General features: G+C 64.0%; 12 protein-coding genes. 9 read left to right on the plus strand and 3 right to left on the minus strand.

The features are described from left to right. Positions 1–95 precede the first annotated feature (95 nt). Positions 96–560 carry a GFA family protein gene (locus BQ8482_RS12215; protein WP_123147865.1) on the minus strand — a complete coding sequence of 155 codons (465 nt, stop codon included), beginning with the start codon at positions 558–560 and terminating at the stop codon, positions 96–98. A gap of 227 nt (positions 561–787) precedes the next feature. Between BQ8482_RS12215 and BQ8482_RS12220 the strand changes: the two genes are divergently transcribed. Together BQ8482_RS12220 and BQ8482_RS12225 are read left to right on the plus strand one after the other, a co-directional pair. After that, complete coding sequence (locus tag BQ8482_RS12220; protein WP_123147866.1) at positions 788–2,275, plus strand: WD40 repeat domain-containing protein; 1,488 nt, start codon at positions 788–790, stop codon at positions 2,273–2,275. A 579-nt stretch (positions 2,276–2,854) separates the two neighbouring features. Then, positions 2,855–4,873, plus strand: coding sequence for an amidase (locus BQ8482_RS12225; protein ID WP_123147880.1), 2,019 nt, complete (start codon positions 2,855–2,857; stop codon positions 4,871–4,873). Between the two features lie 55 nt (positions 4,874–4,928). Here the strand turns inward: BQ8482_RS12225 and BQ8482_RS12230 are convergent, their stop codons facing one another. Then, entirely contained in the window at positions 4,929–5,258 is a 330-nt protein-coding gene (locus BQ8482_RS12230) for a hypothetical protein (protein ID WP_123147867.1), read from the minus strand. Between the two features lie 280 nt (positions 5,259–5,538). Here BQ8482_RS12230 and BQ8482_RS12235 point away from each other — a divergent pair, with 280 nt between their 5' ends. The 7 genes from BQ8482_RS12235 (at position 5,539) to BQ8482_RS12270 (ending at position 12,418) form a co-directional block, all read left to right on the plus strand. Continuing rightward, positions 5,539–5,799, plus strand: coding sequence for a hypothetical protein (locus BQ8482_RS12235; protein WP_123147868.1), 261 nt, complete (start codon positions 5,539–5,541; stop codon positions 5,797–5,799). A 305-nt stretch (positions 5,800–6,104) separates the two neighbouring features. Next, complete coding sequence (locus BQ8482_RS12240; protein WP_123147869.1) at positions 6,105–7,727, plus strand: ABC-F family ATP-binding cassette domain-containing protein; 1,623 nt, start codon at positions 6,105–6,107, stop codon at positions 7,725–7,727. Positions 7,728–8,144: 417 nt separating this feature from the next. Then, the gene (locus tag BQ8482_RS12250) at positions 8,145–9,449 is read left to right on the plus strand and encodes a mechanosensitive ion channel family protein (RefSeq protein WP_123147871.1); all 1,305 of its coding nucleotides are present in this window, start codon (positions 8,145–8,147) and stop codon (positions 9,447–9,449) included. Between the two features lie 427 nt (positions 9,450–9,876). Next, a complete protein-coding gene (locus tag BQ8482_RS12255) occupies positions 9,877–10,980 on the plus strand; it encodes a KamA family radical SAM protein (protein WP_123147881.1) in 1,104 nt (367 codons plus the stop codon). A 159-nt stretch (positions 10,981–11,139) separates the two neighbouring features. Beyond that, positions 11,140–11,817: a BA14K family protein gene (locus BQ8482_RS12260; RefSeq protein WP_123147872.1), complete on the plus strand. Its 678-nt coding sequence runs from the start codon at positions 11,140–11,142 to the stop codon at positions 11,815–11,817. A gap of 118 nt (positions 11,818–11,935) precedes the next feature. Further along, positions 11,936–12,265 (plus strand): DUF2934 domain-containing protein, encoded by a 330-nt coding sequence (locus BQ8482_RS12265; protein WP_095493191.1) that lies wholly within the window; start codon positions 11,936–11,938, stop codon positions 12,263–12,265. Between the two features lie 3 nt (positions 12,266–12,268). Continuing rightward, complete coding sequence (locus tag BQ8482_RS12270; protein ID WP_023677295.1) at positions 12,269–12,418, plus strand: hypothetical protein; 150 nt, start codon at positions 12,269–12,271, stop codon at positions 12,416–12,418. Positions 12,419–12,953: 535 nt separating this feature from the next. On the opposite strand, the gene BQ8482_RS12275 is transcribed toward BQ8482_RS12270, so the two are convergent. Further along, entirely contained in the window at positions 12,954–14,000 is a 1,047-nt protein-coding gene (locus BQ8482_RS12275) for a MipA/OmpV family protein (RefSeq protein ID WP_244602765.1), read from the minus strand. Positions 14,001–14,207 lie beyond the last annotated feature (207 nt).

Consider the following 14,207-nt stretch of genomic DNA (forward strand, 5'->3'; position numbering starts at 1 on the left):
AGCGCCCCCCTCTGTCCTGCCGGACATCTCCCCCACAAGGGGGGAGATTGGCCGTCATTGGCGCTTTCGCCAATCTTATCCCTTCATGCAACCAGTCACACCGGTCGCGCCCCTTCGCGCGCAAAGGCCTCGATCAAAGGCGCATATCCCTCAAGGTCGGGTTGGGTGGCGAAGCTGTGGCTGGCGGCGGTCGTAGCCCAGGGCAGCCTTTCCGAAGTGAAGACCTCGACGAAGGGCACGTACCAATGGTGATCGTCGAGCATGGTTGCGCGGACATTGACGAAGAAGTCCAGGCCGTGCGGCTGCGTGAACATCCAGTTCTTGCAATGCGGGCAATAGAGTTGCCGGTGCGGCCCATGCATGCCGCCGACCACCGGCTCGCCTTGCGTAACGGTGAAGCCGTTGCTTGGCACGGCCATGGTCAGGGAATAAGCGCTCGCGCTCAGCTTCTGACAACCGGTGCAATGACAGGCCATTGTAAGCAAGGGCGGCGCACTTATCCGAAAGCGTATCCCGCCGCACAGGCAGCCGCCGTCCCAAGGTAATTTCCACTCATCCATCATTTGGCCTCGATCGGTCTTGAGCCCTGCCGAGCGATTCTAGCGCGCGACCGGGCAACATTGCGGCGACCGAGAGTGTCGCCAGGCCATATCGAGCGCTTTGGCGCAGGCGAGCGTTTTGCGCTCGCTGTTTCGCTGGTAATCTTCGGAATTGAACCGGGCATCGACAAGCCCGGCGCCGACCTGCATCATTGCGGGCGAAGCGAACAGCGGCGCGAGGGGGGCCGATGAACAGGATTGCCGACAGGCTGCTCGCGGTGCTGCTGCTGGCGATCGGCATGCTCTGCTTCACACGCGTGTATTTTGCGCTGGGCGGCGAGGGCGCCGGCGAAGGCTTCGCGTCGGTGCGCCTGGCTTTTTTCGGCGCGGCGGGTGTTGTCTCAGCTCTTGCAGCCCTGTTGTTCTGGGCCGGCCTGTTGCCGGGCCGATCGACGCACGATCCGAAGACGCCTCTGTTCGGCAGGGGCGCCGAAACGCAACCCGGCGGACGACCACGCCTGCGGCGGCTCTTTGCCGTCGTTCCGTTCCTCGCCGTGCTCGCTCTGGTGGCCGACCAGCTCGGCCCCTGGTCGCGGCAGCCACAGGACGCCGGCAGAAGCCTGATCGCCGAGCAAACTGTGCCAAGCGCGCCGGAAGGCCAAGACGTCACCAGCGCACCGGCCCCGGAACCGGAAGCGATACAGCCGCCAACTCCTGCCTCGCCATCCGAGGTCGCGCTGGCCCCGCCTGTCTCACCGCCGGAGCCTGCCCCGGCCGCGCCACCGCAGACCGTCGCGCCGCTGCCGCAGGCTCCGCCGCCGCAGCCGACGCAGCCCGATGGCCACCGCGAGCCCGTCGTCTGGCTGGCGGTGGCGCCCGACGGTCACTCGATCATGAGCGCCAGCACCGACCGCACGATCAAGCTCTGGGATATCGACGGCAAGCGCCTGATCCGCACCCTTGGCGTCCACAAGGACATGGCGCGTACCGCGCTTTTCCTGCCCGATGGGGCGCGGGCGCTGACGGCGGGCGACGATGGCGAGATCGTGCTGCGCCAGCTCGCCGATGGCGCGGTGCTGCACGTCTTCTCGTCAGGCCAGAACGGCGGCGTCAACAAGCTGGCGATCAGCCCGGACGGCAAACGTGCCGTCAGCGGGCACGACACCGGCAGGGTCATCGTCTGGGATATCGAGAAAGGCTCGGTGCTGCATGTGATGCCGGGGCACGACTGGTCGATCAGCGGGGTCGCCGTCTCGCCCGACGGCACACGCGCGATCAGCGGCAGTATCGAGGGCACGCTAAAACTATGGGACATCGCCACCGGCAAGCAGCTGCGCAGCTGGCACGGGCATGAGCGCGGCCCCTATGGGATCGTGTTCATGGCCGACGGGCATCATCTGATCACCGGCAGCGGCGACTATACGATCAAGCTCTGGGATCTCGACACCGGCCGCGAAGTTCGCCGCCTCGACGGCCATTCGGGAACGGTCTATGCGCTGGCGCTGTCGACCGACAACAAGCGGCTGCTGTCCGGCTCGCTCGACGGCACGGCACGGCTGTGGGACATGGAAACCGGCAGTGAGACCGCGCTGTTCGACAGCCGGTCCGGACCGGTCTACGCCGTGGCGTTCGCCGCCGACGGCACAGTGCTGACCGGCGGCTACGACCGCACCATCCGGGACTGGCCGGCAGGCGGCGGTGATGCGGTGGTGCTGTTCCCAGGCGCGCCGGAGTGATGTGCGAAGGTGGCGCGCGACGCTCGACGTTACAGAAAGGAGCGCCGCCGCCGACGCTGCCAATCTCCCCCCTCGTGGGGGAGATGCCCGGCAGGGCAGAGGGGGGCGCGAAGGATCGCCAGCCTTTGCTCTCCCTCATTCTCAACCAGGAACCAGTCTGCGGGCGTTGCTACGAATGGTTGACAGGTCGGCGGGACAGCGCCCCCCTCTGTCCTGCCGGACATCTCCCCCACAAGGGGGGAGATCGGCTGTCACTTCGGCTTTCGCCAATCTCCAGCGTTGAAAGTTGGCGCCGCCGCCGACGCTGCCAATCTCCCCCCTCGTGGGGGAGATGCCCGGCAGGGCAGAGGGGGGCGCGAAGGATCGCCAGCCTTTGCTCTAACTCGTTCTTAACCAGGAACCAGTCTGCGGGCGTAGCTACGAATGGTTGACAGGTCGGCGGGACAGCGCCCCCCTCTGTCCTGCCGGACATCTCCCCCACAAGGGGGGAGATCGGCTGTCGCGGCCGCCTACGCAAAACCCCTTTACGGCATCGGCTTTCGAGGCCAATACCGCTTCGACCAAGCGTTGGGACCGAACATGACGACCAATCTCCACATCGTCGAGGCGTCGATCGAACAGTTGCGGCAAGCGCTCGATGACGGCACCGTCACCAGCGTCGAGCTGGTCGGCGCCTGCCTGCGCAGGATCGCCAGGTATGACCGGCATGGCATCGCTCTCAACGCCGTTCCGGTGCTCAATCCGAAAATGTTCGAGGAGGCCGCCGCGTCCGACCGGCGCCGCCGGAGTGGTGCGACGCTCGGGCCGCTGGACGGCATCCCCTACACCGCTAAGGACAGCTACAAGGTAGCAGGCTTGTCGGTGGCCGCCGGTTCGCCGGCCTTCGAGCATCTCGCCGCCAATGAGGACGCCTTCACCATTTCGCGGCTGCGGGCCGGCGGCGCGGTGCTGATCGGGCTGACCAACATGCCGCCGATGGCCAATGGCGGCATGCAGCGCGGCGTCTACGGCCGGGCGGAAAGCCCCTATAATGCCGAATACCTGACGGCGGCCTTCGCCTCGGGCTCGTCGAATGGTTCCGGGACCGCGACCGCCGCCAACTTCGCCGCCTTCGGGCTCGGCGAGGAGACATGGTCGTCGGGCCGGGCGCCGGCATCGAACAATGCGCTGGTCGCCTACACGCCGTCGCGCGGTGTCATTTCGGTGCGCGGCAACTGGCCGCTGGTGCCGACGATGGACGTGGTGGTGCCGCATACGCGCAGCGTGGCCGACATGCTCGAACTGCTCGACGTGATCGTCGCCGACGACCCCGACACAAGAGGCGATTTCTGGCGCGCGCAGCCCTGGGTGGCGCTGCCAAAAAGCTCGGCCGTGCGGCCGCCGCGCTACACCGGGCTCAGAGTGGAGGGGGCGCTGCAAGGCGTGCGGCTCGGCGTGCCCCGCATGTATATCGGCCGCGATATGGAGACTGATGTGCCGATCCAGACCCGCGCCTCGGTGCCGGAGCTGTGGGAGCAGGCGGCAGTGGATCTGCGGCGGCTCGGCGCTGATGTGGTCGAGGTCGATTTCCCCGTCGTCTCCAACTACGAGCGCGACCGGCCGGGCACAAAAAACATGGTCGATCGCCGGCTGGTGCCGGAAGAATTCGCCGAGCGCGAGATCTGGGACCTGTGCGTCTTCGCCTGGGACGATTTCCTGCGCGCCAATGCCGACCCTACGATCCCCGATCTCGCTTCGGTCGACGGCGCAAAAATCTTTCCACAGCCGCTGGGCGCGTTGCCGGACCGCTATGGCGACAGTTTTGATCTGGCGGAATATGTCGAGTGGGCCAAGCGCGGCGTCACGCCATTCCTGGCCATTCCCGAGTTGGAGGCCGGCCTGAAAGGCCTGGAGGCGACGCGGCGCATCGACTTCGAGGATTGGCTCGACGCACAAGGGCTCGACGCAGTGGTGTTCCCGGCCGTCGCCGATGTCGGTCCGGCCGATGCGGACGTCAACGAGGCCTCCGCAGCGCTGGCCTGGCGCAACGGCACCTGGGTCGCCAACGGCAATCTGGTTTGGCGCCATCTCGGTATTCCCACCGTCACCGTGCCGATGGGCACGATGGCCGATATCGGCATGCCCGTCGGCCTCAGCTTCGCCGGCAAGGCCTATGAAGATACGAAGCTGCTTCGGCTGGCCGGCGACTTCGAGCGCTTTGGCCAGCGCCGCAGCCGGCCGCCGCGCACGCCGGAACTTCCCGATGATGTTTTTTTCGCCCGGCCTTCCGCCCGCCGGCCCGACGAGGCGCCGCCGCTCACCGTCGCGCTTGCCGCCGAGACGCGCCATGGGGATGATCAGGACGAGATCACCATCACGCTTGATGTGCATGGCGAGGCCGGAACCGAGATCAGCGTGAAAGTCCATGTCAACGGCGAGCCCATTCGCGTGCTGCGGACCGGCGCGCACTTCACCGGGCGTGCGGTCGTACCGGCCAAAGAGCATGAGAGAATCCACAGCGTCTGGCGTGGCGCGTACGGCTCGATCGTCAGCGCCGTCGTGCGTCTTGAAGACGGACGCGCCGCCGGTGCCTACGTGGTGACAGGTGGAATTGGATGACCACCGCGCTTCGCCTTGTGCTGCGGCATGTCTGCGGCCAGTCCCTCAATCCGCGTCAATCCGGCTTGCAGGGGTCGGCCTTGGCCGCTGCTGTCTTCTCGCCCTCCTGCTGCGCCTCGACATCCTGCTGCGAAGTGGCAAGGTTTTTATCGCCACCGGCTTCCTGGTTGGCAAGTGGCATGGTGTTGCCGGTCTTGTTGGCCGGGCCGCCCTCTACCCTGTTGCCGGCATTCGCATCAGTTTCGAGGGGCGCACGCGTTGCATCTTTTGCGACGCCTGATTGAGCTTCGATCGATGCGGTCGTCTCATGGCAGGTGGCGCTTGCCGTGCCGGCGCTCAGGCCGATCATAGAGGTGGCGAGCAAAATAGCGGTAAGCGTCTTCATCTCATCCTCCTTTCGGTGTTTGAGGTCATCTTTCTAAACTGCCGGCACTATCCGAGGTTCCGCTATTCAGTTCGAACCTCAAACGGAACGATCAGCGGGTCCTTCCGGACCGGGAGCCGATTGTAAACCAAAAGTTGTACCGGCGCAGCCGTTACTCGACATGGTACTTGCGCCACCCCTAAAATAATGAGATGCTGGTTTTGGGTTATTGGGTAACGAGTGTTGGGGTAGGGAGAAGGCGTCTCGACTGTTGTAAGTTCCGGGACGGCTTTGAGAATTCATGAAACTCCTGCGGTTCCTGGTGGGCATCCTCACCATGTCGTCTGTCGTGGCGATTTCGACTTATTGGGCAACGGGTTCAATCTGGAAGGCGACCGGCGGGATGATCATTGCCTTGATCGTTTTGCAGGTTGGGTATTTTGTCTACCTCCTCTGGGCGGCCTATAGGCCCGGCGCGGAAGCCGCAGGAGCTGACCCCCCTGAGAGTATTGCCTGCGAGAGTATTGCCTGGCTCGACCGTGGAGCTGGTGTCCGGCTCTAGAGCATTTTTGCAGCCAAGTGGAATCACTTGGCGCCGTTAGAAATGCGGCTAAAACAAATAGATAGAGCGGGATGCCCAGTTTAGTTTGAACGCATCCGCTCTAGCTGAGACCGGAACCGAAGGCCATCAGTTCGAGACCCGGACGGTTCCGGGAATGTCCATTGGACGTCCCGCAGGTCAGCCAACCATATATATCAGCCCGGTTCGGACAATTTGGCACGCAGCCTTCATACGTTGCGGGCTTCCGCAGGCGCGGCCTATCGCGTATTGGCGCTGGGAAAATCCCTTGGGCACGCGTGAAAAGCATGATTCGACTGGAAAGCATCAGCAAGCAGAACGGACGGCAGATCGTCTTCATCGAGGCCTCCGCCTCCTTGCAGAAGGGCGAGAAGGTCGGGCTTGTCGGCCCCAACGGCGCCGGCAAGACGACGCTGTTTCGCATGATCAACGGCGAGGAGCAGCCCGACGAGGGCCAGGTATCCGTCGATCGCGGCGTCACCATCGGTTATTTCAGCCAGGATGTCGGCGACATGGCGGGCCGCAGCGCGGTTGCCGAAGTGATGGACGGCGCCGGGCCGGTGAGCGAAGTGGCGGCCGAGATGCGCGATCTCGAAGCCGCCATGGGCGATCCCGATCGCGGCGATGAGATGGAGGCGATCATCGCCCGCTACGGCGACCTGCAGGCGCGGTTCGAGGAGCTCGACGGCTATGCGCTGGATGGCCGCGCCCGCGAGGTGCTGGACGGCCTCGGCTTCAGCCAGGAGATGATGGACGGCGACGTCGGAAAACTTTCCGGCGGCTGGAAGATGCGCGTGGCGCTGGCGAGAATCCTGCTGATGCGGCCCGACGCCATGCTGCTCGACGAGCCGAGCAACCATCTCGACCTGGAAAGCCTGATCTGGCTGGAGCAGTTCCTGAAGAACTATGACGGCGCGCTGCTGATGACCTCGCACGACCGCGAGTTCATGAACCGCATCGTCAACAAGGTGGTCGAGATCGATGGCGGCTCGCTGACCGCTTACTCCGGCAACTATGAATTCTACCAGCAGCAGCGGGCGATCGCCGACCGGCAGCAGCAGGCGCAGTTCGAGCGCCAGCAGGCGATGCTGGCCAAGGAGATCGCCTTCATCGAGCGCTTCAAGGCGCGCGCCTCGCATGCCGCCCAGGTGCAGAGCCGGGTGAAGAAGCTGGAGAAGATCGACCGCGTCGAGCCGCCCAAGCGCCGCCAAAAAGTGTCGTTCGACTTCCAGCCGGCGCCGCGCTGCGGCGAGGACGTGGTGACGCTGAAGAACGTCCACAAGGGCTATGGCAGCCGCTCGATCTACGAGGGGCTGGATTTCCAGGTGCGCCGCCGCGAGCGCTGGTGCGTGATGGGCATCAATGGCGCCGGCAAGTCGACGCTGCTGAAGCTGGTGGCCGGCGCTTCCGAGCCGGACAATGGCACGGTGGCGCGCGGGCCGAGCGTCAGGATGGGCTATTTCGCCCAGCACGCCATGGAAGTGCTGGAGGGCGAGCGCAGCGTGTTCCAGACGCTGGAGGACGCCTTTCCGCAGGCAGGCCAGGCGCCGCTCAGGGCGCTGGCCGGCTGCTTCGGCTTTTCCGGCGACGAGATCGAGAAGAAATGCCGGGTGCTGTCGGGCGGCGAGAAGGCGCGGCTGGTGATGGCGCTGATGCTGTTCGACCCGCCCAACCTTCTGGTGCTGGACGAGCCGACCAACCACCTCGACATCGCCACCAAGGAAATGCTGATCACGGCGCTGTCGCAGTATGAAGGCACCATGCTGTTCGTCTCGCACGACCGCCACTTTCTCGCCGCGCTGTCGAACCGGGTGCTGGAACTGACGCCAGAGGGCATCCACACCTATGGCGGCGGCTATACGGAATATGTCGAGAGGACGGGGCAGGAGGCGCCTGGGCTGCGGAGCTAAGCTGCCGCGAGAGCACAGGGGCCGAGCGGCTCGGCGTCGTTGGCCTGAGGGGGGCGGGACTGGCGCCGAGCCTAACCGGTTGGGGGGTAGATCACCGGCCATTTAGATACATACGCCCAACCTAATATAAGAGCAAGCTAATGTTATGCGTTAGCGGTTTCCAGCGGCTGTTTCCAATCGGTGGATGTTTCCGGCCGCCGCTTCCCGGCCGCGCGCTTAAACCGGGTGATGGAACTGGCGCCAGAAGGCATCCGTGGCGGCGGCTGACATGTCCAGCGCACCGGCCAGAGGCGCCGGGACTGCGGGGCTGAGGCGCAGAGCGGGGGCGCTGAAGGCGTCTCGATCGCCGGCTTGACCCTTCACGAGGCCGGCGACATTGTGGATGGCTGTTCGCCAGTCCATAACGGTCGTGTGGGAATGGATTTTCGCAACGCCCTCGATGAATCGCTGGCCTGGGCCAGCCGATGGTTCGACTACGCCGTGACGCCGTGGTTTTTCTATCAGGCTGCCATCATCGTCGTGCTCTTCCTGGTCGCGAAGCTCGCGGCGCAGCGCATCGAACCGCTCGTGGAGGACCGGGCACGCCAGATCAAGGGGCATCCCGGACTGTTGAGGGTCGTGGTTGCCCTGTTGCGGCGCACCGACTGGATCCTGTTCACGGTCTTCCTGCTTGCCGCGCTCATTCTCATGCGCGCCATCACCTGGCCAAGCCGGAGCCATTTCATCTATATCTCGCTCTCGCTCTCGCTCGCGTGGCTGTTCGCGTCAGTGCTGTCGCGCATCATCCGCAACCGCCTCGTTGCGCGGGCTCTCGCCTGGCTGACCTGGATCTATGCGGCCCTTGTCATCCTGGGCATCGATGACGACGCCGCGGCTTTCCTGGACAGCCTCGCAATACCGTTGGGCGCGGTTCGCCTTTCGGCGCTCATCGTGCTGAAAGCGGCGCTGCTGCTGATCGCCACGGTTTGGCTTGCGGTGGTCGTCGGCAAGTATATCGATGAGCGCGTCCGGATCTCCGAAGAGCTGACACCTTCGATCCGCGTCCTCGTTGGCAAGGTCGCAAAGATCGGCCTTGTGCTGGTGGCGGGTGCTATCGCCCTGTCTTCCGTCGGTCTCGACCTGACGGCTCTGACGATATTCTCCGGCGCCGTCGGCGTCGGCCTGGCTTTCGGGCTGCAAAAGGTCGTTTCAAATTTCGTCTCCGGCATGATTATCCTTCTCGACAAGTCGATCAAGCCGGGCGACACCATTTCGCTCGAAGGCACCTTCGGCTGGGTACGCGAATTGCGGGCGCGGTTTGTCTCGGTGGTGACGCGCGACGGCCGCGAATTCCTGATCCCGAACGAAGACTTCATCACCCAAAGGGTCATCAACTGGTCGTTCAGCGACAACCTTGTGCGACTCGACGTGAATTTCGGGGTCTCTTACGACGCCGACCCGCATAAGGTCAGCGAACTGGCGATAGCGGCCGCCATGAGCGTCGGCCGGGTCGAAGCGGACCGGCGGCCGGTCTGCTGGCTCACCGACTTCGGCGAGTCCTCGCTCAATTTCGTCCTGCGCTTCTGGATCCACGACCCTCAGCAAGGTCTGACCAACGTGCGCGGCAGGGTACTGCTGGCGCTGTGGGACACTTTTAGGGAAAACGGCATAGACATCCCCTATCCGCATCGCGAGATCATCATGAAGCCGGATGGGCGTGCTGAGAAATCAGGCGGGCGTTGATGGGGTAGGGTGCAGCAGGGTCGCGGCGCCGAAGCTGCCAATCTCCCCCCTCGTGGGGGTTGAGGAGTGGTCCGCGCAGCGGACGGAAAGCCAATTGCTTGGCTTTCCGAACGACGAACGCCCGGCAGGGCAGAGGGGGGCGCGAAGGATCGCCAACCTTGCTCGTTCGCGGCTAGCCTGGAGTGTGCGTCTTTCTGAAAGCGCAAAGGACGTTCTAAGCTGAGAGAGGTCGGAGGGACAGCGCCCCCCTCTGTCCTGCCGGACATCTCCCCCACATGGGGGGAGATTGGCAGCTTCGCCGATGAGCGCAGCCTTTTCGTCCCTGCCATCCCGGCAACGCTTATTGCCTTCAAGCCCTGGCTTCAATGCTGTATCCAGCTCCGAACTCAAGGAGCCTTCGATGACCTCACACCTCGACATCCCCGGCATGGCGGCCGATGACGAGCGCGCCGGCGACGACGACACCACGTGGCAGGGCGATGTTCGCGCGGGCGTGCGGCAGGTGCGCGACCTGGATTCCCTGCCGCTGTCGCCAGCCGAGCGCGCGGCGGCTCAAGCCGCCGCCACGCGCCACAAGGTTCGCATCCCAAAAGCCTATCTCGACCTGATCGACTGGAGCGACCCCGCCGACCCCATACGGGCGCAGGTCATCCCGTCGCCCGAAGAACTGACCGAGTTGGAAGGCGAGCTCGACGACCCGATCGCCGACCAAGCCTTCAGTCCGGTGCCGCGATTGACGCATCGCCATGCCGACCGGGTTTTGCTGTTCCCGACCTATCAATGCGCGGTCTATTGCCGGTTCTGCTTTCGCAAGGAGTCGCTGACCTCGATCGGCCGCGGTTTCTCGCGCGAGGCGCTGGAGCCGGCCTTTGCCTATATCCGGGCCCATCCCGAAATCCGCGAGGTGATCCTGACCGGCGGCGACCCGCTGTCCCTGCCGGACAAGGCGCTGGCGGAAATCCGCGCCCGCATCGAGGCGGTTCCGCATGTGCGGCTCTTACGCATCCACACGCGTGTGCCCGTCGCGCTGCCCTCGCGCGTCACATCAGGGCTGGTTCGCGCTTTGCAGGGCCGGCTGATGGTCACGGTCGTCACCCATTTCAACCACGCGCGGGAGATCACGCCGGCGGCCGAGCAGGCCTGCCGCACGTTGCGGCAAGGCGGCTTCGTGCTGCTGAACCAGAGCGTTCTGCTGAAAGGTGTCAACGACACGGTCGAGGTGCTGGAGGAGCTGTGCCGCGAGCTGATGTACCGCCTCGGCGTCAAACCCTATTACCTGCACCACGGCGACCTCGCGCGCGGCATGGCGCACCGGCGCACCACTATTCACCAGGGACAGGCGCTGGCCAGCGCGCTCCGCGCGCGCCTGTCTGGCATCTGCAATCCCGTCTATGTACTGGACCTGCCGGATGGTGGAGGCAAGGTGCCGCTCGGCCCGTGCTATGTCGATGCGCAGGACGGCGAGACGTGGCGGATTCGCGGGCAGGATGGCGAGCTGAGGACCTATACGGAGCTTGTCGGCGACCTCTGAGACCTTGGTTCCTCGCCCCGCGAAGCGGGGAGAGGTGGCTCGGCGAAGCCGAGACGGAGAGGGTCTTCCTTTGAGCACGGAAGCTCCCGCTGCCGCGCCTGGTTGGAACCGGATCCAATGCCTCGCATTTCTAGAGATGACGGGGCAAAGGAGCGCAGGGTGAAAGCTTTATCGGCGGTACTTGGCGGCTTTGCGCTGACGCTTGCGGTTTTCGCCAGCGGACTGGCCTTCGCCGTCTGGATTCTTTCCGCCGAGCCGGTGCGGCAGGCGGCCCCGACCTCCAGCGTCGCCGAACTGTGGCCGAGGGAGCCGCGGAAGGTGAACCCTGCTTCGCAGCGTCTTGAGCGCCTTCCTGCCCGCGAGGTCCCAGAGGTCCCAGTTGATCAGATCCCGGTTGATCGCACCTCGAAACCTGCCGATGCCGCAGCTTCGGCGCCCATCGTTACCGGCGCTATCCAGCCGGCAGCGGACGAGCAGCACGCGGTGCCCGCCGCCCATGTGGAATGGTGCGCAAGCCGCTACCGCTCCTACAGGCCAAGCGACGACCACTACACATCCTACAGCGGAGAGCAGCGTCCCTGCATCTCGCCCTATTTCGCTGCCGGCGCGGCCGAGCGCATCTCGTCGCTCCCCGACGATGGCGGCGACTACGTCGAGGCGACCGACACGTGGCCAATGGATGGCGACGTTCCGTCGGATGAGGGCGCATCGTATTGGGATGCCGCCCAGCTTCCGCCCGACCACGTGGAATATTGCTTCAGCCGCTACCGCTCCTATCGGCCGGAAGACAACAGCTATCAGCCCTATTCCGGCGGCCCGCGCCGGCAGTGCGAGTAGGCGGAGCGGGTGGCGGGCTGGCGGCCGCAGTGTATGCTTGTGCGACCCCGATCACGCAGATTTCTTGGATCGTTCGGGTTGGCGCGGCGTTCATCCAATACCCAAAGGAGGAATCAACATGGGCGACGACCGGGAAGACAAGATTCGTGAGCGCGCATACCAGATCTGGGAACGTGAAGGCGGGATCCATGACGACCCCGAGCGGCACTGGCATCGGGCCGAGGCCGAGATCGACAGGGAGGCAGCCCTGCCGCTGACGGCAGGCGATGCCCTGCCGGAAACCCGCGAGGTCGCGAGCTCCGACGTCTTGACGGTGGAGGCCCTGGCGGTGCGCACCGGCATATCGGGCGAACAGGCGCAGGAGCTGATCGACAGGCTGGGAAACGACCGGGCGGCGATCGAACAAGCCGCGCGCAACCTCAAGGGGAAGCAGCGGCTCGGGGAGTGACAGATGATCAGAAAACTCAAAGACGGAAAATACCGCCTCTATTCGCGCAAGAAGGACGAAAAGACCGGCAAGCGCCGCAATCTCGGCACCTTCGATACCCGCGAGGCCGCCGAGAAGCACGAACGCGAGGTGCAGTATTTCAAGAGGCATTGAGGGGGCGTGCCGTCGCTTGCCAGGCAGCCGCGCCTGGCGGAACCTGAGCCTGCGAAGACAGCGGCCCGGATGAGATCGAGAAGAAGTGCCTCGGTTAAGGACTGTCTTTATTCGAATCACGGCAGGCAGAGAAATGGGACATCCGTGAACGGCCTGTTTTGACCCAATCCTGCCCTCCCTGTTTCCCCAGAGAACGTCTCGAAAGCGTGGTTCCCTGCCGTACATCTCGCCGACCGGAAACGAGTGCCAAAAGTTGTCGTGAGCAGGTGCAGTAGGGCCGCCACTTCCTTCCGATCAGGTTCGGTTCAACGTGAAGCGCTGCTCCGAGCCGAAAGCGCAAGCTGACCGAACTCGAGGACGCTGGATGACCTAGCGGAAAATCCTGCGACGGGTGAGGACGTGCCACCTTCGCCATCCTCACCTGCGAGCCCAAAGACAAGGAGGCCAAAATATCCGAGCACGAAGAACAACCCCCAATGTCCACGCAATCACGCGGCCGGCCCAGGCGCGCCATTACGCACAGCTGGGACACGCGTCAAAACAGGTCGAGCGAGAACCTCTTTGAGATACTCAAGCCGAAAGAGAATTGATCTTCGGCGCCAAATTTAACAATCGGCGAATCGGCGGCGTCGCCCACAAGCTTACTGTACGATGCCTTTGCGTTCAAAAACCACGTCGGCCGAAATTCATATCTCGCGAGTCCTTTGATGCCCACGCTCTTAAAGCCACCCTCTGGATCAAAGGCGTCAACTCTGAAGCCTGTGTTAGCGGATTCTTGAGCCGAAACTCCGAAATAGCTGCCCATATAGTCGGCTGAAGCAGCTGTCGCGAAAGGTCCCAATTTAAGCTCGAGCTCAGGCGTAGGCCGGGCCACCGCGTTCAAGCCGAATTCACCCACGACACCATCAGCACCGCCGAAAGCATAGCGAGCCTCTCCCCAAACCTCCGCGTTGGTCCACTCATAGCTGGCCCGTAAACCAGCCTCAAATGTGGCGTCGACTTCATCAAGCCCGAACAGGTCGGGATCATCGTTGAAGTCCCGATCAGAGGTGTAGTTGAAGGAGGGGCCGACCGCGAATCCGCCAACCTGAGCTTCTGGGCTGCCGATTGCAAACAAGCCGGGGATGGCGAGATAGCCGAAGCCGATCACTGGCCACGGCCAAACCTCATAGTCCTCTGAGCCTTCGTATTTAGGCTGAATTATTCCGCCAAGGCCGAGTTCAATGATAACGTCGACATCAGTCGGCGGCGCCTGATCCACCCCTGAATTGTCGGCTGACCAGGCGCGCGTCGCAAGGAGTACGGTTGCAGCAGCCAAGCTGACGCCAATTTTGACCAAGTTTCCAGTACCTTCGGACGCCAGATACGATCCACTGCACGGTGAAGTATGAACCAAGATGCTGCAAGCGATATTGACGCAGTGAATATCAGCAACCGCGCCGTGTGGCCGAATTGTCACCACCTGCTCGTCCAACCGAAGAGCCCTTCCCGCGCAACATAAATCGTCTGTCAGCGGTTCGCTGACGTTCGCCCTTAGCGCGCGAAGGTCGGCAAATGGCGGCGCAACCGCGTCGTTGCTCAACGCGAAATCATGACCCGGTCGAGACGTTCGCCCCAGTGCCCTTGAATGTCACAAGCGTGGCCAGGTGTGGACTTTCATCAGCAGACAACCAGGGGCTCGGGATGCAAGGTGAAATCCGGCTGTGCTCGCATGAACCTTGCGCGCTGTCGCACAAACGCCCGATCACCGCTCCGTCGGCGACCGGTCTACTGCGCGACTTGGATCGCC

This window comes from Mesorhizobium delmotii (genome assembly GCF_900149755.1).
In the GTDB taxonomy this organism is placed as follows: domain Bacteria; phylum Pseudomonadota; class Alphaproteobacteria; order Rhizobiales; family Rhizobiaceae; genus Mesorhizobium; species Mesorhizobium delmotii.